We start from the raw sequence: 18241 nt of genomic DNA, 5'->3' as shown, positions 1-18241 counted from the left end.
AATGGATATCAAACTAAAAGATTTTGAAGGCCCGTTGGACCTGCTGCTCCACCTTGTATCTAAGTACCAGGTGGATATTTATGATGTGCCCATTACGGAGGTCATCGAGCAGTATCTGGCTTATGTGGCTACTTTGCAGGCCATGAAGCTGGAAGTGACGGGCGAGTACATGGTCATGGCAAGCCAGCTCATGCTGATTAAGAGCCGCAAGCTTTTGCCTAAGGTGGCGGATAATGCTGAGCTGGAAGATGATTTGGAGCAAGACCTTTTGAGCCAGATTGAGGAATACCGCAGGTTCAAGCTTTTGGGTGAGAAAATGTCGATTCAGCATGATGACCGAGCGCTTTATTATTCTAAGCCTAAGCTGGAGCTGGTTTATGAAGACGCTGAGCTCCTGCATGACAAGTCAACGATTGATCTTTTTTTGGCTTTTTCCAAGGTTATAGCCAAGAAGCAAGAGGAGTTTTCTAAAAGTCATACAACCATTGTGCGAGACGAGTATAAGATTGAGGACATGATGGAAGTGGTGCGCCAGCGCTGTGCTGGTAAGAGCCGTTTGGCTTTGCAGGAAATTTTCGCAGAGACCAAGGACATGAATGAAGTTATTACACTCTTTCTAGCGACCTTGGAATTGGTCAAGGTGCAGGAAGTGCAAGTCATTCAGGAAGAAAATTTTGGAAATATTTATTTAGTAGGAAGAGGAAATGAGTAAGTTAGCAGAGATTGAAGCCCTGCTTTTTGTGGCGGGAGAAGATGGACTCAAGGTTCATCAATTGGCAGAAATCCTATCTTTGCCGCCGACCGGGGTTATTCAGAGTTTGGAGAAGTTGGCTGAGCAATATGAAGCAAATCCAGACTCTAGCCTGACCCTGCTGGAAACTTCAAAGACATACAAGCTGGTCACAAAGCCAGAGTTTGCTGAGATTCTGCGGGCCTATTCACGGGCGCCAATCAATCAAAGTCTGTCGCGGGCGGCCCTCGAGACCTTGTCTATCATTGCCTATAAGCAGCCGATTACAAGGGTTGAAATAGATGACATCCGCGGGGTTAATTCCAGCGGTGCTTTGGCTAAGCTCTTGGCTTTTGAACTGGTTCGAGAGGATGGCAAAAAGGAAGTCATTGGCCGGCCAAATCTCTATGTGACAACGGATTATTTCTTAGACTATATGGGGATCAATCACCTAGATGAGCTGCCGATTGTCGAAGAAACAGAGCTAGTTGCTGAAGAAAGCCAGCTCTTTATTGAAAGGACAGATATCGATGAGAATCAATAAATACATCGCTCATGCTGGGATAGCCAGCCGCCGTAAGGCAGAAGAGCTAATCAGGCAAGGGAAGGTCAGTATAAACGGCCAAGTGGTACGAGAACTGGCGACGAACGTCAAGTCTGGCGACCGTGTGGAAGTAGAAGGCCAACCTATCTACAATGAAGAGAAGGTTTATTACCTCCTCAATAAGCCGCGCGGAGTCATTTCCTCTGTCAGTGATGACAAGGGTCGTAAGACGGTCGTGGAGCTCTTGCCTCAGGTTAAGGAGCGGATTTATCCGGTCGGTCGTTTGGACTGGGATACTTCTGGCATTCTCATTCTGACCAATGACGGAGATTTTACCGACGAGATGATTCATCCCCGCAATGAGATTGACAAGGTCTATGTGGCGCGTGTCAAAGGATTGGCCAATAAAGAAGTTCTTCGTCCTCTGACTCGAGGTATTGAGATAGAGGGGCGCAAAACCAAGCCAGCAGTTTATGAGATTATCAAGGTTGATCCGGCGAAAAATCGCTCGGTCGTTCAGCTGACCATCCACGAAGGCCGTAACCATCAGGTCAAGAAGATGTTCCAAGCTGTCGGACTGCAGGTGGATAAGCTGTCACGGATTCGCTTTGGTCATTTGGACCTGACGGGCCTCAAGCCTGGTGAATATCGCAAGCTCAGCAAGAAAGAAGTCAGCCAGCTGCATACACTGGCTGTAACCAAGACCAAGAAATGATAAAGAAACTGCTCATTGCTCCTGTCCGTTTTTATCAGCGCTTCATATCGCCTGCTTTTCCTCCATCTTGCCGCTTTCGGCCCACCTGCTCTAACTACATGATAGAGGCTATCCAGAAGCATGGTGCTAAAGGAGTTTTGATGGGTTTGGCGCGAATTCTCCGCTGTCATCCCTGGTCTCAGCCAGGAGAAGATCCTGTACCAGACTATTTCAGCCTGAGAAGAAATAATTCAAGAAAAAAGTCACACTAGCTATTTAGCTAGTGTGACTTTTATATATATCTATATTCTCCGAATATTTCCTACCTTCTCGACCAAGTCTTAGGCAAGAAGAGTAGGAGAATTGGGTAGATTTCCAAACGTCCGCCAATCATGGCAAAGGATAGCAATAGCTTAGAAAAAGGACTGAAGATAGAAAAGGTATCCGTCGTCCCAATCATAGGACCGATATTGTTGAAGCAGGATAGAACACCACTGACAACTGTCATGAGATTGTTATTATCCAGGCTGACGATGAAAACCAGTGCCAGCACGATCAAAACATAGGTTGCTAAATATTTGAGGACCTTGTGCTGGGTATCCTTATCTAAGACAGCACCATTGACATGCATGGTTAGGACCCGATTGGGTGATAGGGTAGAGAGGATTTGATTTTTGGCAATGCGGGAAATGATAATCCCCCGAATAACCTTGAATCCCCCAGCGGTTGATCCGGCCGAACCCCCGATACACATGAGCAGTAGCAGGATGACCTGAGAAAAGAGCGGCCACTTGACCGTATCACCATAGCCGAATCCAGTCGTTGTGATGATATTGGAGACCTGGAAGAAGGAAATCTCCACGCTCTTGGCAAAACCTTGATAGAGATGGAAGACATTAAAGGCAATCAAGGCAGTGGAAAGAAAGACAATCCAGAGATAGCCCCTAAGCTCCTCATCGCCAAAGCAGGCCTTAAACTTGCGAATCAGCAGATAATAATAGAGGTTGAAGTTGACACCGAAAGCCAAGACCCCAAAGCTGACCAGATAAGTAATCAGTGAGCTGTTGTAGTGGGCAATACCGTCATTGTATACGGTGAATCCTCCTGTACCAGCTGTTCCCATGGCAATCACAAGGCTGTCAAAGAGCGGCATACCCGCCAGGAAATAAAGCAAGGCGAAAATTGCAAAGAGAGCCAGATAAATGATATAAAGGATCTGGGCCGTACTCTTGAGCTTGGATACAACCTTGCCAAAGACTGGTCCCGGAACTTCCGCTTTCATGACCTCCAAGTGGCCATTTTTAGCATTGTCCATAATAGCTAGGGCAAAGACCAGTACTCCCATCCCTCCGATTAAGTGGGTAAAGCTACGCCAGAAGAGAAGCGAATGAGAGAGAACGCCGACATCGTTGAGAATAGTCGCTCCCGTGGTTGTAAAGCCGGAGCTGACCTCAAAGAAGGCATCGATGATGTCCGGTATCTGACCAGAGAAGACAAAGGGCAGGGCTCCGAAGAAGGACCAGAGAATCCAGCAAAGGGCTACAATCAGTACACCTTCCTTGGCGTAGATATGCAGGTCCTTGGGCTTGAAATAAGAGCCTATGCCACCTAAAACTAGCAGGATAGCCATGGTCGCCCCGATAGAGAGAAAGACTTTTAAAGGCTCACCGTAGATTAGAGCGACGATAATGGGTACAATCAGCAGAGCCGCCTCAATCAGCAGTAATTTTGCTAGCAGGTAGCGAATCATAGATCTATTCATGGGTCTACCTCGCTAACAGATCGTAAATCTGCGTGATATTTTGGAGCAGAGTGGTCACGACAATTTTATCTCCAACTTGCAGATTGTCATCGCCTGTAGGAAAGATAGCTTTACCTTGGCGGATAATGGCCGCAATCAGAACATCTTTCTTCAGATGAAGCTGAGACAGAGGAATACCAGTCATCTTGTTTTCTTCCTTGATTTGGAACTGCAGGGTCTCGATTTGGCCGTTGGCTACATGGTGCAGAGCTTCTAGGTTAGAGAACTGAGCATTGTAGCGACCGCGGATAAAGTGCATAACTGTATCAACGGCGATACCTTTAGGTGTCACGATGCTGGCAAAGTCTTGGTTATCAATGATTTCCAACAAACTAGTCCGGTTGACCTTGGTGATGTTTTTCTGCACACCCAGATTATTAAGAAACATGGAAGTAATGATATTTTCTTCGTCTACACCAGTCAGGGTAGCGATGGCATCAAAGTTATTGGCGCGTTCCTCCAGTAGGATATCCTTGGCAGTACCATCTCCATGGACAACATAGAGATCAGGAAATTCCTGACTGAAAAAGGTTGCCCGTTCATGGTTAGATTCAATGACTTTGAGCTCGATTTTACTATTCTTGAGAATATTGAGCAGGTAATAAGCAATCTTGCCTGCCCCGATAATCATCAGGCTCTTAACCACTCTAGGTCGTACCATATTATGGAATTGAACGATGTCCAGGCGGTTACCTGTGACATAGATTTTGTCGCCGGCATCCAAAGTGAAGTCTCCATCAGGAATTTCCAAGTGCCCTTTTCTCTCAATGGCACAAACAATGATATTTCCAAATTTCTTGCGGAACTGGGAAATACTCATCTGGCAGAGATTGCTGTCTTCCTTGAGTTTGAACTCCATCAGTGCCACCCGGCCATTGGCAAAGTGCTCTACTGACAGGGCATTAGGGAAGTCAATGATATTGGCAATATAGCGAGCAGTTAGGAGCTCAGGATTGACCACCAGCGAGAAGCCTAGAATGTTCTTCTCCTTAAAGTAAGGGTTGGAATATTCAGGATTACGCACCCGAACGACGGTTTCCTTAGCGCCCATTCGTTTGGCCAGAACAGCTGAGACCATGTTGACCTCATCATGCTCAGTCATAGAGATGAAGATGTCGCAGTGACTAACATCCGCTTGTTCTAGGATTTTGAAGTTAGCTCCATTGCCAGAAATACCGATAATGTCATAGCGCTTGGTAATCTGGTTGAGAACAGCCTCATCCTGCTCAATCAGGATAACATCATGATTTTCAGCCACTAAGGAGCGACAGAGGGCCGTTCCGACCTTCCCGCCACCGACAACGATAATTTTCATAAGTTTAGATTCCTCCAAAGTATGTATCTATCATACTCTTTTTTCAATTAAATTTCATCTATAAAATACAGAATAGCTTGCTTATTTATAGAATTCCGAATATTTTTTTACCAAAATGGTATCTTCCTGTGATATTTAAAAAAAAGTACAACTTTTTGAGCATTTTTTATTGACTTGTAGGCTGAAAGTGTTATACTAAATGAGTACCTTCATTGGTTTACCTCAAACCTGTTGTGATGTAAGTTAATGAAGCCTTAACCACGCTGTTTGCTGAGCTTGACTCCGGGCAGTGTGGCTATTTTTTTATCTAAAGAAAAATACTAGGAAAAATATTCTTATTATGAAAAATCATATTGTTCTTTTTGAGCCTCAGATTCCGCAGAATACCGGCAATATTGCCCGTACTTGCGCCGCGACTAATTCACCGCTTCACATCATCAAGCCCATGGGTTTTCCCATTGATGATCGCAAGATGAAGCGGGCTGGGCTGGACTATTGGGATAAGCTGGACATCACCTATTATGAGAGTTTAGACGATTTTATGGAGCAGATGGATGGCCGTCTTTATCTGATTTCTAAGTTTGCAGAGAAGGTCTATTCTGAGGAAAATTTTGCAGCAGAAGGTTCGCACTATTTTATGTTTGGTCGTGAGGACAAGGGATTGCCAGAGGAATTTATGCGTCGTCATCCAGAGAAGGCACTGCGTATTCCCATGAATGATCAGCATGTTCGCAGCCTCAATGTTTCAAACACAGTCTGTATGATTGTTTATGAAGCCCTGCGCCAGCAGAATTTTGCTGGCTTAGATTTGGTACACGAGTATGAAGCGGACAAGCTGAAGTAGCGGAATGAATGTATCTAAGCAGTTAATTTTCCTGATTGATAGAACACTAATGTTGAAACATTTTTGATTACATCAATCAAATTGCTTGCTCTGGCAGGCTTTTTTTGTTATGATAATGATGTCTTCAGGGCAGGGTGAGATTCCCGACCGGCGGTAATTTTTGGATTGGAAATTTTTTCTCAATGCCAATTAAGTCCGCGAGCGCAAGCTGATGTGGTGAGATTCCACAACCGACAGTATAGTCTGGATGGGAGAAGACGAGAGGCAGTGAAGCATACTTGCCGTTTAATCTTTATTTAAGGGCTGAGCCTTATACTAAATAATCATTAGCTGACAAGCTTTTTTCAGTGGCCTTTCCGGCTTCTCTAATTTTTATAAATTGGAGGAACCTGTGATGACAAATACTCGTAAGTTGGCGATTGTAGCAGTTTTATCTGCACTTTCATTTCTACTCATGCTTTATGAGATTCCCTTGATAACTGAGTTTCTAAAGTTGGATTTTTCAATTATTCCGATTTTACTGGCTTTGGTAGTCTTGGATCTAAAAAGCTCTCTAGCAGTGCTCTTGATTCGCTCTGTCTTAAAGCTAGCTTTGAATAATAATGGCGTAGGCACTCTAATCGGTCTACCCATGAATATACTAGCGGTAGCTGTCTTTGTTTGTGCTTTTTCCCTCTTGTGGAAAAAAAGAAAGAGCTTATCTAGCTATGTGAAGGCTTCCTTAGCAGCAACACTTGGTCTAACGATTACTATGATCATTCTAAATGTCATTTATGCTGTGCCTCTCTATGCGAGGTTTGCTGGTTTTGATATTAATAAGGCATTTGGTCTTTCCAAGTATCTGCTGACTATGATTGTCCCTTTTAACCTATTAGAAGGAGTAATCTGGGCTGCTGTCTTTTGGCTAATTTACAAACTCATACAGCCCGTTCTAAAACGCTATGAAAAATAAACAATCTTATCTAACAAAGGGCTCTTTTGCCCTTTTACTTTTCTTTATGCTAGGCTACATGGTCAAATTTTATCCTGAGCAGCTGACCAGCTTTGACACCCCGATTCAGACCTGGTTGCGGGGAGACTTGCCTGCAGCTTTGACGACTTTTTTCAAACTAGTGACCAGTGTGATTGATCCGATGGGGATTATCATCTGGGTTTCGGCTCTTGTCCTGTTTTTCCTTTATAAAAAATGGAAGCTGGAAGCTGCCTTGCTAGCGGGAAATCTGGTCTTACATGGGATTTTGATTAAGCTGATTAAACTCCTTTACCAAAGAAGCCGGCCCAGTCTTTCGCATTTGGTCAAAGAGGGTGGTTACTCTTTTCCGAGCGGGCATGCCATGGCGACAGCCGTTGTTGTTGGGACCTTGATTATCATTGCCCAGCAACGAATTCAAAACCAAAAAATCAAGCGATTGGTACAAGGTTTGCTCTTTCTCTTTATCTTCATGATTATGGCTTCCAGAGTCTATCTGGGAGTGCACTACCCGACAGATGTAATCGGAGGAGCCTTGATGGGCTTTGCCATCCTCAATATTGAATTTCCTTTTTATGACAAGCTGCGTTTCCAGTGGCGTTTCAAGGGAAAGCAGAAATAGCGTTTACTTTGATAAGAATAATCAATAGGACCAGAGTTACATAGTTGAAAAATCATTTATGGCGTAATTTTTGAATTTTAGAATTCAAACATAGTTTTGGATTTACAGTTATCATACACTGGCTGTTAAAAATGAGTTATAATAGAATGATTGAAAAACACCAAATGAACATGGTAAGTAGTTCATTTGGTGTTTTTTAGTTTTAAGCATTTTGAATAATATCTTGAATAGATAGCTTGCAAAGTGATTTGAATTTTTTAGAAAAGACTTCAGGAGATTCTGGAATTGCTTGTGTAATCCATGACTTTATAATTGATAGAGTATAATTAACAAGTAATTCTTCAGTAAACTCTTTAGATAAACCCATTTTACTAGACAGTTGAATGTTTTGGCTAATCCAAGTCTTATATTGTTTCTTTAAAAAAAGTTCCCAATTAGGATCAGCTGCAGTTGAATAAAGATATTTTAGCCAGATTCTATTCTCAAAAATTAATGGTATTATTTCAGAAGCAAGGAAGTCAATAAAAAGAGCATTATCGGATCCATTTGAACCTGGTACAAAATCTAGCATTTTTGACATTATTCGTTCGTCAATGTCGTGATGAATAGCTTCAATTATTTCGTTAGGAGAGTTGAAATGATTTTTATAGATTGTTTGTCTTGCTATGCCTGCTTCTTCTGCAATCTCAGAAAAAGAAAAGTTAGATTTATCAGGATATTTTTCAGAAAGTCGAAAGAAAGCAGTGATAATATTTTCTCGCGTATCTTTGGTCATTGCCGTTATTCTCCTTGTCAGTCAATATGTAGCCTAGTACTTCTAATGTTATTAGTAAAAAATTATTTTAGTCTAAGTATAATTAATTAGATTCAATACTAACAAAAAAATTACAGTTTGTAAAAAATTTTCTAAATTGCTTTTGATTATTCTGTAAAAGCAAGATATTTTGGCTACATTTTGTAAATTTTTGGTACTGGAAGTAGTATAATGAAAATGTTATTATGTAATTTATAGTGTGTCTATGCTCTTTATCAAATTGGGAAATGTTTTCTAAAAGAGTATATGACTGGAAGAATCTTTAGGAATAGAAAGAGCTTTGAACAAATGAGACATAGTCATGAATAAATTAGAAAATATATCTGTAAAAAAACTGTTAGTTCAACTAATTATTCCCTCATTAGTTACAGCAATAGTAAGTGGGTCTTATAATTTAGTTGATGGCATATTCATTGGACAGACCTTAGGGCTTGAGGGGAATTCCGCTAATACATATACATTTATGATATACGCTTTGGTCTATGCTTTTTCAGCTCTAGCAAGCGAAGGAACAGCATCCTTGTTGACAATCTCACTTGGCAAAAAGGATTACAAAAATGCCCGATTAATTTTAGATTCCTCTATCCAAGTTTCTTTAATTTTATCAATTCTACAGTCGATACTTTTGTGGTTTTCCTTAGAAGGCTTATTGATTATTTTTGGGGCACCACAAGAACTGTATCATTATGTTAAGGAATTTTGCCTTACATTTCTTATTGGGTCACCTATATATTTTGTCTCACACACTCTTTTGTACTGTTTGCGGGCTCAAGGTAAGATTAAAGAAGTTTTACATATCAATGCTATTTCATTTCTTGTGAATGCAGGGACTGGTGCAGTTCTAATTCTTGTATTTCATACTGGTTTTTTTGGATCAGCTTTATCTACAGTTCTGGCTAATCTTGCTGCACTTATCTTGACATTCAGAGAGTACACTGGAAAATCTAACGATTTAAAAATGGATTTGAAGAGCTTATTATTTATTGATAAAAAGCTTATCAATAAAATTATTGCAATGGGGTTGCCATTCTTTCTTACAACGGTCATATCTGTGATATTACTGATATTATATAATAGGGTTGCTTTTGATTATGCAGGTACTTATGGTATTGCTGCTTTATCTATAACCTCTTCAATCTATCGCTATATTATTTCTTTGATGAATGCTATTACTAATGGAGTTCAGCCTGTAATTAGTTTTAATTATGGTGCAAAAAATTATAGTAGAATAAAGCAATCACTTAGTATTTCACTAATAATCAGCACAATTTTTTCTCTGTGCTTGTTCCTTGTAATTCAAATTTTTGCAGTGCAAATAGCTACACTTTTTAATTCAAGCGATCCGAAATTTATAAAGTTTTCTAGTACAGCCTTAAGACTTGTTATGATTTCGTTACCTGTACAAGGAATCATCAATATTGGAACTAACTATTTTCAATATATTTCTTTCTCGCGGATATCTACTTTTTTAGTTATTCTGAGACAGATTATTTTTCAAATACCTTTAGCATTATTTTTACCAATTTTGTTTGGAATAACTGGCCTATGGTCCTCTTATTTTATTTCAGATTTTTTGATACTTGTGATTATAATGTTTTGGCTAAAATTTATGATGACTAAATTAAGGAAAATTATGGAGGCATAAAATGACCTATATAGAGATGGGTAATTCTTTTAAACGATATAAATCAGGAGACAGCGAGATTGTCGCTAATAATAATATAAATTTTAAAATAGATAAGAGAGACGATGTATGTTTATAAAGAAATAATTTGATTTTATCTATTCTAGGTTCTGTAGTAAATTTTTGTTTAAAAAACATAAACATGTTAGAAGCATTAAAATCTGTAGATTGATTATATTTTGTTTTATATATATTATTTGAGTATAATTATATCCCTTTTTCTTTATGGAAGAAGGGATTTTTCGAGTCACTGCCGGATTTTGTGGTAGAATGGAATTTATAAAAACTTATAACCTCTTAAACTTTCATTATTGGAAGTTTTTAGAGGGTTAGCTAATCAATAAGGCTGTAGAAGTAAGTTTCGATTGCTTCTATCTTAGGAACGATCTTGCCATGAACTGGAGGGTAAGAAAGCTTTATAACTATAAGTGGAATGGAAGTTGCTCGGAAATGATATGAGTACATCATCAATGAAAGAGGTTTTATAATATATATATATATTATAAAACGAAGGATAGTGTTCTGGCCTTTCTGATCCACTTTGTAAAAAGGAGGGTCATTTCCGTTTTGAATCAAGAACTCATAGATGCTGTTTTGGCATTAGTAGATAGCATTCCCTCTGGGCGCGTGGCGACCTATGGCCAGATTGCCCGTTTGATTGGGCGGCCTAAAAACGCTCGCTTGGTGGGAAAGATTCTCAGTCAGTCGGAACGTTATGGTAGCAAGCATCCTTGTCACCGGGTGGTCAATGCAGCAGGACGCCTCGCACCGGGCTGGGAAGACCAAGAACACTTGCTCTGGGCGGAGGGAGTGGACTTGAAGGCTAATGGCTGTGTGGATTTGAAAGTCTATTTGTGGGAGCGGTGATTTCCTTCTTTCTTTGTGAAAGAGGGAATTTTTGTTTCTAAACTCTTTTTTGTGGTAGAATGAAAGGTATGAAATCTTACAATTCTTTGAATGATTATTATCGCAAACTTTTTGGAGAGAAGACTTTTAAGGTGCCCATTGATGCGGGCTTTGACTGTCCCAATCGGGATGGTACGGTAGCGCATGGAGGCTGTACCTTCTGTACCGTTTCGGGTTCAGGTGATGCCATTGTGGCGCCGGATGCGCCCATTCGCGAGCAGTTCTATAAGGAAATTGACTTCATGCACCGCAAGTGGCCTGATGTTCGCAAGTATCTGGTTTATTTCCAGAACTTCACCAATACCCATGAGAAGCTTGAAGTGATTCGTGAGCGCTATGAACAGGCCATTAACGAGCCTGGCGTCGTTGGTCTCAATATCGGGACTCGGCCTGACTGCTTGCCTGAAGAGACCATCGCCTACTTGGCTGATCTGTCTGAGCGTATGCATGTGACCGTAGAGCTGGGCCTTCAGACTACCTATGAGGAGACCTCGGACCTCATCAATCGTGCCCATTCTTATGAGCTCTATGTGGAGACGGTCCAGCGGGTCCGAAAGCTGGCTCCCAAGGCGGAGATTGTCTCTCACTTGATTAACGGCCTGCCGGGTGAGACTCATGAGATGATGCTAGAGAATGTCCGCCGTTGCGTGACGGACAATGACATTCAGGGAATTAAACTTCACTTGCTTCACTTGATGACTAATACCCGCATGCAGCGGGATTATCATGAGGGGCGGCTGCAGCTGCTCAGTCAGGAGGAGTATGTCTCCATCGTCTGCGACCAGCTGGAGATTATTCCCGAGCATATCGTCATCCACCGTATCACGGGCGATGCTCCGCGAGACATGTTGATTGGCCCTATGTGGAGCCTCAATAAATGGGAAGTTCTCAATGCCATTGAGGCAGAAATGTGTCGTCGTGGCAGCAAGCAAGGCTGTAAAGCAAAGGAGCAGAGATTCGTATGTTAAGACCCTTACAGATGGCTCATGCCTTTTTGGCTGAAGTCGTGACCAAGGAAGATATCGTGGTGGATGCTACTATGGGCAACGGACATGACACCCTCTTTCTGGCTAAGTTGGCCAAGCAGGTCTATGCTTTTGACATTCAGGAGCAGGCTGTGGAAAAGACCCGCCAGCGCTTGGCAGAAGCGGGCTTGAATAATGTTCAGCTAATCTTATCTGGCCATGAGACTTTAGACCAATACACAGACCATTTCAAGGCAGCTATTTTTAATCTTGGCTACCTGCCTTCGGCGGACAAGTCAGTCATTACCCGACCTGATACGACGCTGGAAGCTCTGGAAAAGGTCTGTCGAGGCTTGGAAAAAGGTGGCCGTGCAGCTATCATGATTTACTACGGGCATGAAGGTGGCGAAGTTGAAAAAGATGCGGTGCTAGACTTCGTCAGTCAGCTGCCCCAGCAGGACTTCACCGTTGCCCTCTACAAGACTATCAATCAAATTAACAATCCGCCTTTCTTAGTCATGATTGAGAAATTGAGAGAAGGAACTTGAGATACAATAAGGATACAGAGAGAAAAGCCAGACAATAGGAGCTTTCAGTACTGTATCCTTGTTTTTTATCGTGAAAATCGAATAATTAGGTCTAAAAGAAAAGAATTAAGGTGTGTGTAAATTTAAAATCTTATATTTTCTTACAAAGAAGATATAAGACTTTTGACATTTTTTAGTTTATATGATAAGCTATGACTGTAAAATCAAAAAACGTCACAGAGTTTTTAGGAGGAAGTTATGGCTACTGCTTTTACTAGCGAAGAAAAAGAAGTTATTAGAAAGAAATTACATAAAGTTGCAAAGGAATGTCTTCAAAGATATGGGGTTAAGAAAACCACAGTTGACCAAATGGCAGCAATGGTAGATATTTCCAAAGGTTCTTTTTATAATTTTTATTCCTCAAAAGAAATGTTATTTTTTGCAGTCTTAGAAGAATATCAAATAGATGTTATGAATCGCCTGACAGAACAATTAGGTATGGAAACCAAGATAGATACAAATCGTCTGGTACAGTTACTTTATGATTTTTATCAAGATTTTCGCTATTCATTTATGTATACCATATTTAAAAATAATGAAATGGAATTACTCCTAAGAAAATTGCCGAAAGAGGTGATAACAAATCACCATCTGATAGACGATAGGATGGTTAAAGAAATTGTATCCCGAATCAACATTAGAGAAAATGTATCGGTAGAAATCGTCTCTGCTTTATTTAGAACGATTGCTATGACTATATTACACATCGAGGAAATCGGCGAAAAACAATTTGATACTACATTGAAGTTAGTCATACAAGGAGTTGTGGAACAAATTACTAAGGAGGATAGGTAATGGTGAAAGAAGCAATTAGAGCCGCAAAGCTTTCTAAAAGACATGGAACAAAAAATGTTGTCAACAACTTGAATCTATCGATAAAACCTGGTGAAATAGTAGGTTTTTTAGGACTAAATGGTGCTGGGAAAACAACGACGATGAGAATGATGCTAGGATTGATAAAATCTACATCAGGAGAATGTTATATTCAAGGAAAAAAGTTAGATCTGAATAATTTAGAACTTCGAAACGAAATAGGTTATATTATTGAGACGCCTTATTCTTATCCGGATTTAACTGTGAGAGAAAATTTAGCAATCATTAGTAAATTAAGAGGGGTTAATAAAGATAATATTGACTGGGTAATTGAAAAATTAAAACTAAAGCAATATGAACATAAACAGGAGAAGCATCTTTCTTTAGGAAATGTTGCACGTTTAGGAATTGCAAAAGCGATTATTCATAAACCTAAAATCCTAATTCTTGATGAGCCAACAAATGGATTAGACCCTTTTGGAGTTATTGAAGTGAGAGAACTATTAAAGGAATTGGCGAATAATCTAGGCACAACTGTTCTTATTTCAAGTCATAATCTGGAAGAAATATCTAAAATTGCTACTAGAATAGTCATTATACATGAGGGCAGACTTATAAGAGAAGTTGAAAGCAATGAATTAGAACAGTACTTAGAAAAGAAGTTACTAGTAAGTGGTTCTAATAATAAGGCCATGAAAGAAGTATTATCTAATCATGGCTATCAAGTAAATATTCAATCAGACACAGAAAATAATATCCATTTCTTAGAATTAACTGATAGAAAATCTGTGGAATATCCGGAAGAAATTGCTACATTGCTGGTTAATGCAGGTTATCCGCCCAAATCGCTGACTGTTGAGAAAGAAGATTTAGAGCATTATTTCTTAAGGATACTGAATGACTATAATAGAGGTGTTTCGAATGAAAAAGCTTAGTTCCTGTATTTTAATTGAATGGAGAAAGTTAATAAAATCAAAACTTTCCATCGTAACTGCTTGTTCTATCTGTTTAGTTCCTTTTATTGTTGGGTTGTTTGCAACTATGATGAAATATCCAGAGAATTTCAAAAATCTTGGTTTGATTTCTGCAAAAATGGAAATGATGAAGATAACAGACTGGTCGTCATACTTAATGACCATATCACAAGTCATTTCTGTTGGGGGATTGCTCATTTTTGGATTTACAGCATCTTGGGTTTTTGGTAGAGAATATTCTGATAAAACGATGATAGACCTATTAGCACTCCCGATAAAAAGAGATACGATCGTATTATCCAAGTTTATCGTTATCGCTCTATGGAGCTATATTCTATCAGTTTTTGCACTTTTATTGGGATTATTAGCTGGCAATCTGATTGGACTTGAGGGTGGGAGCTTAATGGTGATTTTCAAAGGTATACTTACTTTTGTTTTTTGTACTACTCTTACGATTGTACTCTCTACTCCAGTAGCTTTTTTTGCTTGTTTAGGCCGGGGATATTTGTCTCCATTGGCATTTATTATTTTTACTATTATTTTTTCTCAGCTTGGTTCTGCTCTTAACTTTGGGAAATACATTCCATGGGCGATTCCTGCACTCGCAAGTGGTATTGCAGGAAAAGCACTATTGAATTTTGGGAGCATTGTCAGTTTATTTGGGGTAAGTATTCTAGGTCTTATCGCAACAATAGCTTGGTGGAGGTATGCTGATTACGATTAAAATGAAGTGATGAAAATGCTAATAACACAAAACTAAGTCTTATTCATTTCCATTCAAAACAACCCCTCCTGTTCAGATTGAAAAACAAGAGGGGTTATATTATGACAATCGAAAGTTTTGGGGGGAGAGGGGACTATGTGAATATCGTTGGCCTAAATGAAAAGATAGTTTCTAATATACGTGATTTGGAAAAAATGACCTTGTCTTTGATAAGTTAAGTGTCAAACAGTTCTCAGATGGCAGTTTTAGAATTAAGATAAAAGCCTGTTTTTACGGGCATTAGTCAAGTAATCATAGCATTAACCTAAAAGAAGTTCAGCGAACTTCTTTAGACGTCGCTGGAGGGAAATTGCATATAGCCGGTGTACAAGCCACTCGTTTTCACGGGTGGTTATGATTTCTCAAAATGAGCAAAAAACAGTAAACCTTTGTGATTTACTGTTTTAAACATTCTTCAATTCAATTAGACAAACTGGGATTTATAATCCATTCACATGAGCCAATTTATGTTCTTGGCTATTTATATAATCTTCGTGTTTGTGATTATGCCTCTCCTCATTTCCGAAGTGCTTATGCTCATGTTCATGAGTGATTACATGAGTATGTGTCACGCCGTTATGTGTATGAACAATCGTATGCGTATGCTCATGAAGATGATGCTTTACCATAGTGTCATATACTACGAATACCGTTCCTAGCAACATCAGAGCCAGCCCTATAAAATATTCTAGAGCCAATTTTTCTCCATTTACTGCAAAGGCTAAAAATGAACCCACAAACGGTGCTACAGCATAAAAAGAACTTGTCTTAGCTGCACCTAAGTCTCTTTGCGCTCTTATATAAAGAAAAATACTTAATCCGTATGCTACAAATCCTAATAGCATAACTTCGGCAATGTATTTCATTTCTGGAATCTTTTCGCCAAGTAGCAATGCAATAGTAAATGAACCGCCGCCAGAAAAAATGCCTTTTAGCAAAACAATCTCATATGTGCTTTTATCAGACATCTTTCTTGTACAGTTATTCTCAAGTCCCCAGCAACAGGTTGCCAGTATCACAAAAAAAGAACCTATAGAAAACTGGAAACTATCACTTCCCTCAAATGATAAAACAATACTAGATAGCGTAATAAATCCAATTGCAATCCACAGATTTCTGGATACCTTCTCCTTGAAAAAAAGTAACGCCATTAACGCAGTCGCCACAATTTCAAAATTACCGAGGAGTGATGCATTAGATGCTGTTCCCATTTTTATACCTATTATTAAAAATATAGGGGCGGCTATATCTAATCCAATCATTCCGATTGTATAGGGTAAATCCTGCTTTGTAAGTCTCTCTGATTTTTTCTCTTTTTTTATGTGAAATAAATACATTATTCCAACGCCAATACCAGCACCAAGATAAAGAAAAGCGGCAATAAAAGTTGGTGTAACATTATTCAAAAGAACTTTTGAAAATGGCGTGCTAATTGCATAAAATCCAGCTGCTAACAGTGCTAATATAACTGCACTCGTCTTTGTTTTCTGCTTCAACATTTGTCATCCCCTTTGCTCTGTATATTCTAATTCGTTTCCCTAAACATTTTTACTATTATATCATATATTTACTTAATGTTATGGCCCCAGCTCTTGCTTCTTAACCTGTGTTAGTCCTCTATTTTCTTTTACTAGTGTCTCTAAACAATTTCTAACACTTTTAGCTCTTTCCATTTAATATAGAATTTCGGTTTTGAAGTTGACTACACCACATCAATACTCTTGCCTTTTTAAAATGCGTGTTAAGGGTGTTTTATTCCAGTTATAGGGATTCTCTTCATTCAAAAATGATTGACGCTTTTATTCTGGAAAATGAGCAAAAAAACAGTAAACCTTTGTGATTTACTGTTTCTCAAATCGTTATATTCAATTATACAAACTGGGATTTTTAGATTTTAACCCTTAAGGAAAATAAAATGGGCTATTCTCCCGAAGTATTTTCTATAATATTAGAGTTTAATGCAGAGTGTAGCTATATAGTCATTTCCATAACGTGATAATCTATGTCTTTTGTCACACGATTCATAAAAATCTATCATAGCGAGACCATTTTTAAGTTGTCCTCTAATCTGAGTTTCTAAGGTATGGCTAAATTCATATCCATATTCTGGATTGATGGTTATCTTGCCTTCCTCTTCAAGCTCTTTTGAATTAAAAGGTATTGAAAACTTTAAAAGTAATTCCTCATCGGGTTTGTCCCATACAATGTCAGTATCATACATGTATATCCAAGGATTCATAAACCCGACCATTAACAATCCGCCCTTTTTCAATACTCGAGAGGCTTCTTTATACATGTTTTCTAAATCTTCTATATATACATTTGAAACTGGATTAAAAATAATATCAAAAGTCTCATCTTCAAATGGAAATGGTTTTGTCATATCGCCTTGAACTGTATTGATTTTTAAGCCCTCTCTTTTAGCAACCATATCATCTCTTTGTAATTGTGATTTAGAAAAATCCATTATGGTTACATCATAACCTTTTATAGCAAAAACTGGACCCTGCTGTCCACCACCACAAGCTAAACCTAATATCTTTTTTCCGTTGGCTTTTTCAAACCATTCTTTTGGAACTTTTTTCCCAACAGTTAATGCAACAGAAATTGGATTATTTCTAACTTCTTCTAATTCTTCATGTGTCAATGGCTCAGTATAGTCATTTTTTACATTATTCCATCTATCTTCATTTAATTTTATATAATTATTCATCTTATAATCTCCTCGTAATTTTATATTATTTCGATTTAAGTTGAATATGTTGCCATTACATTTTTCTCACCTCTACAAATTCCAATTTGACGCACTGTAGATGATCCTCGCTTACATACTACATCTGAAATGCTGTTATCCAAAAACATATTGCAACTATAAGTGAAAGAGGAGTCATAACATATTTTTCTTTCTTACTTTTTGAAATCATGTTCATAATCGTATTCAAGGATAGGTAAGCGGCAAAGAAGAAACAAATATATTTAGTAACCTTGAAAGACAGCCACAAGGGAAGCAAACCTCCAGCTTGCAAAATAATGATTATGGCAAATATTTGGATAGCCACCGAAATGACTGCCGCAAGTCTAAATTTCTTAGGTAAGATTTTATGTTGTCCACCCATTGTATATTCGCCCAAAGGCAGACCGCAAGCAACAAGAACGGTCATAATTGCTATAATTCCAAATAATACTGCACCTAATATTGAAAACATAAATCACTA

At 39.0% G+C, this 18241-nt stretch carries 19 protein-coding genes, 1 pseudogene and 1 riboswitch; of the genes and pseudogenes, 14 read left to right on the top strand and 6 right to left on the bottom strand.

Annotated features, from left to right (window positions below):
- Position 1 precedes the first annotated feature (1 nt).
- Genes HMPREF1150_RS10055 through yidD form a run of 4 tightly spaced genes read left to right on the top strand, consistent with a single transcriptional unit; the run spans position 2 to position 2240 of the window.
- Positions 2–712 carry a segregation/condensation protein A gene (locus tag HMPREF1150_RS10055; protein WP_009659116.1) on the top strand — a complete coding sequence of 237 codons (711 nt, stop codon included), beginning with the start codon at positions 2–4 and terminating at the stop codon, positions 710–712.
- Entirely contained in the window at positions 705–1274 is a 570-nt protein-coding gene (scpB, locus tag HMPREF1150_RS10060; RefSeq protein ID WP_002894610.1) for an SMC-Scp complex subunit ScpB, read from the top strand. Before HMPREF1150_RS10055 ends, scpB begins: the two co-directional genes overlap by 8 nt.
- On the top strand, positions 1261–1989 hold the full coding sequence (locus tag HMPREF1150_RS10065) for a pseudouridine synthase (protein WP_009659169.1): 729 nt from the start codon (positions 1261–1263) through the stop codon (positions 1987–1989). Before scpB ends, HMPREF1150_RS10065 begins: the two co-directional genes overlap by 14 nt.
- Positions 1986–2240 carry a membrane protein insertion efficiency factor YidD gene (yidD, locus tag HMPREF1150_RS11460; RefSeq protein WP_083842612.1) on the top strand — a complete coding sequence of 85 codons (255 nt, stop codon included), beginning with the start codon at positions 1986–1988 and terminating at the stop codon, positions 2238–2240. Before HMPREF1150_RS10065 ends, yidD begins: the two co-directional genes overlap by 4 nt.
- Positions 2241–2290: 50 nt before the next feature.
- Here the strand turns inward: yidD and HMPREF1150_RS10070 are convergent, their stop codons facing one another.
- Both HMPREF1150_RS10070 and trkA read right to left on the bottom strand, forming a co-directional pair.
- Complete coding sequence (locus tag HMPREF1150_RS10070) at positions 2291–3730, bottom strand: TrkH family potassium uptake protein (RefSeq protein ID WP_002913134.1); 1440 nt, start codon at positions 3728–3730, stop codon at positions 2291–2293.
- A gap of 4 nt (positions 3731–3734) precedes the next feature.
- A complete protein-coding gene (gene trkA / locus HMPREF1150_RS10075; protein ID WP_002913133.1) occupies positions 3735–5084 on the bottom strand; it encodes a Trk system potassium transporter TrkA in 1350 nt (449 codons plus the stop codon).
- 340 nt (positions 5085–5424) lie between these two features.
- Here trkA and HMPREF1150_RS10080 point away from each other — a divergent pair, with 340 nt between their 5' ends.
- From HMPREF1150_RS10080 to HMPREF1150_RS10090, 3 genes are all read left to right on the top strand, one after another.
- Complete coding sequence (locus tag HMPREF1150_RS10080) at positions 5425–5928, top strand: tRNA (cytidine(34)-2'-O)-methyltransferase (RefSeq protein WP_009659168.1); 504 nt, start codon at positions 5425–5427, stop codon at positions 5926–5928.
- Positions 5929–6044: 116 nt separating this feature from the next.
- Positions 6045–6191: riboswitch (FMN riboswitch) on the top strand.
- 131 nt (positions 6192–6322) lie between these two features.
- Positions 6323–6880 (top strand): ECF transporter S component, encoded by a 558-nt coding sequence (locus tag HMPREF1150_RS10085; RefSeq protein ID WP_002899751.1) that lies wholly within the window; start codon positions 6323–6325, stop codon positions 6878–6880.
- On the top strand, positions 6870–7520 hold the full coding sequence (locus HMPREF1150_RS10090) for a phosphatase PAP2 family protein (protein WP_002913241.1): 651 nt from the start codon (positions 6870–6872) through the stop codon (positions 7518–7520). The genes HMPREF1150_RS10085 and HMPREF1150_RS10090 overlap by 11 nt, the downstream gene beginning before the upstream one ends.
- Positions 7521–7722: 202 nt before the next feature.
- Here the strand turns inward: HMPREF1150_RS10090 and HMPREF1150_RS10095 are convergent, their stop codons facing one another.
- A complete protein-coding gene (locus HMPREF1150_RS10095) occupies positions 7723–8295 on the bottom strand; it encodes a TetR/AcrR family transcriptional regulator (RefSeq protein WP_002913129.1) in 573 nt (190 codons plus the stop codon).
- A gap of 340 nt (positions 8296–8635) precedes the next feature.
- On the opposite strand from HMPREF1150_RS10095, the gene HMPREF1150_RS10100 reads away from it, so the two are divergent.
- The 7 genes and pseudogenes from HMPREF1150_RS10100 to HMPREF1150_RS10130 all read left to right on the top strand — a co-directional run bounded on the left by HMPREF1150_RS10100 (position 8636) and on the right by HMPREF1150_RS10130 (position 14987).
- Entirely contained in the window at positions 8636–9979 is a 1344-nt protein-coding gene (locus HMPREF1150_RS10100) for an MATE family efflux transporter (RefSeq protein WP_009659137.1), read from the top strand.
- Between the two features lie 606 nt (positions 9980–10585).
- The gene (locus HMPREF1150_RS10105) at positions 10586–10885 is read left to right on the top strand and encodes an MGMT family protein (RefSeq protein ID WP_009659144.1); all 300 of its coding nucleotides are present in this window, start codon (positions 10586–10588) and stop codon (positions 10883–10885) included.
- Positions 10886–10944: 59 nt separating this feature from the next.
- The gene (locus tag HMPREF1150_RS10110) at positions 10945–11892 is read left to right on the top strand and encodes a TIGR01212 family radical SAM protein (protein WP_009659095.1); all 948 of its coding nucleotides are present in this window, start codon (positions 10945–10947) and stop codon (positions 11890–11892) included.
- Positions 11886–12437, top strand: a complete 552-nt coding sequence (locus HMPREF1150_RS10115) for a class I SAM-dependent methyltransferase (RefSeq protein WP_009659175.1) — start codon at positions 11886–11888, stop codon at positions 12435–12437. Before HMPREF1150_RS10110 ends, HMPREF1150_RS10115 begins: the two co-directional genes overlap by 7 nt.
- Positions 12438–12674: 237 nt before the next feature.
- Positions 12675–13290, top strand: a pseudogene (locus HMPREF1150_RS10120) (TetR/AcrR family transcriptional regulator).
- Positions 13271–14224, top strand: coding sequence for an ABC transporter ATP-binding protein (locus tag HMPREF1150_RS10125; protein ID WP_009659111.1), 954 nt, complete (start codon positions 13271–13273; stop codon positions 14222–14224). Before HMPREF1150_RS10120 ends, HMPREF1150_RS10125 begins: the two are co-directional and overlap by 20 nt.
- On the top strand, positions 14211–14987 hold the full coding sequence (locus tag HMPREF1150_RS10130) for an ABC transporter permease (protein ID WP_009659160.1): 777 nt from the start codon (positions 14211–14213) through the stop codon (positions 14985–14987). Before HMPREF1150_RS10125 ends, HMPREF1150_RS10130 begins: the two co-directional genes overlap by 14 nt.
- Positions 14988–15466: 479 nt before the next feature.
- Here the strand turns inward: HMPREF1150_RS10130 and HMPREF1150_RS10135 are convergent, their stop codons facing one another.
- The 3 genes from HMPREF1150_RS10135 to HMPREF1150_RS10145 form a co-directional block, all read right to left on the bottom strand.
- Complete coding sequence (locus tag HMPREF1150_RS10135; RefSeq protein ID WP_002916930.1) at positions 15467–16525, bottom strand: DMT family transporter; 1059 nt, start codon at positions 16523–16525, stop codon at positions 15467–15469.
- A gap of 449 nt (positions 16526–16974) precedes the next feature.
- Positions 16975–17739, bottom strand: a complete 765-nt coding sequence (locus tag HMPREF1150_RS10140) for a class I SAM-dependent methyltransferase (RefSeq protein WP_002916932.1) — start codon at positions 17737–17739, stop codon at positions 16975–16977.
- Between the two features lie 118 nt (positions 17740–17857).
- Positions 17858–18232, bottom strand: a complete 375-nt coding sequence (locus tag HMPREF1150_RS10145) for a hypothetical protein (RefSeq protein ID WP_002916933.1) — start codon at positions 18230–18232, stop codon at positions 17858–17860.
- Between the last annotated feature and the right edge of the window lie 9 nt (positions 18233–18241).

Origin of the sequence: Streptococcus sp. AS14 (assembly GCF_000286495.1) — a bacterium.
GTDB lineage: Bacteria > Bacillota > Bacilli > Lactobacillales > Streptococcaceae > Streptococcus > Streptococcus sanguinis_P.
The sequence above is the reverse complement of the archived record's forward strand: the minus strand, read 5'-3'. Positions and strand labels throughout refer to the sequence as shown.

Coding starts and splice junctions, on each gene's coding strand:
- HMPREF1150_RS10055 (WP_009659116.1), top strand. CDS start 2: ATGGATATCAAACTAAAAGATTTTGAAGGCCCGTTGGACCTGCTGCTC.
- scpB (WP_002894610.1), top strand. CDS start 705: ATGAGTAAGTTAGCAGAGATTGAAGCCCTGCTTTTTGTGGCGGGAGAA.
- HMPREF1150_RS10065 (WP_009659169.1), top strand. CDS start 1,261: ATGAGAATCAATAAATACATCGCTCATGCTGGGATAGCCAGCCGCCGT.
- yidD (WP_083842612.1), top strand. CDS start 1,986: ATGATAAAGAAACTGCTCATTGCTCCTGTCCGTTTTTATCAGCGCTTC.
- HMPREF1150_RS10070 (WP_002913134.1), bottom strand. CDS start 3,730: ATGAATAGATCTATGATTCGCTACCTGCTAGCAAAATTACTGCTGATT.
- trkA (WP_002913133.1), bottom strand. CDS start 5,084: ATGAAAATTATCGTTGTCGGTGGCGGGAAGGTCGGAACGGCCCTCTGT.
- HMPREF1150_RS10080 (WP_009659168.1), top strand. CDS start 5,425: ATGAAAAATCATATTGTTCTTTTTGAGCCTCAGATTCCGCAGAATACC.
- HMPREF1150_RS10085 (WP_002899751.1), top strand. CDS start 6,323: ATGACAAATACTCGTAAGTTGGCGATTGTAGCAGTTTTATCTGCACTT.
- HMPREF1150_RS10090 (WP_002913241.1), top strand. CDS start 6,870: ATGAAAAATAAACAATCTTATCTAACAAAGGGCTCTTTTGCCCTTTTA.
- HMPREF1150_RS10095 (WP_002913129.1), bottom strand. CDS start 8,295: ATGACCAAAGATACGCGAGAAAATATTATCACTGCTTTCTTTCGACTT.
- HMPREF1150_RS10100 (WP_009659137.1), top strand. CDS start 8,636: ATGAATAAATTAGAAAATATATCTGTAAAAAAACTGTTAGTTCAACTA.
- HMPREF1150_RS10110 (WP_009659095.1), top strand. CDS start 10,945: ATGAAAGGTATGAAATCTTACAATTCTTTGAATGATTATTATCGCAAA.
- HMPREF1150_RS10115 (WP_009659175.1), top strand. CDS start 11,886: ATGTTAAGACCCTTACAGATGGCTCATGCCTTTTTGGCTGAAGTCGTG.
- HMPREF1150_RS10125 (WP_009659111.1), top strand. CDS start 13,271: ATGGTGAAAGAAGCAATTAGAGCCGCAAAGCTTTCTAAAAGACATGGA.
- HMPREF1150_RS10130 (WP_009659160.1), top strand. CDS start 14,211: ATGAAAAAGCTTAGTTCCTGTATTTTAATTGAATGGAGAAAGTTAATA.
- HMPREF1150_RS10135 (WP_002916930.1), bottom strand. CDS start 16,525: ATGTTGAAGCAGAAAACAAAGACGAGTGCAGTTATATTAGCACTGTTA.
- HMPREF1150_RS10140 (WP_002916932.1), bottom strand. CDS start 17,739: ATGAATAATTATATAAAATTAAATGAAGATAGATGGAATAATGTAAAA.
- HMPREF1150_RS10145 (WP_002916933.1), bottom strand. CDS start 18,232: ATGTTTTCAATATTAGGTGCAGTATTATTTGGAATTATAGCAATTATG.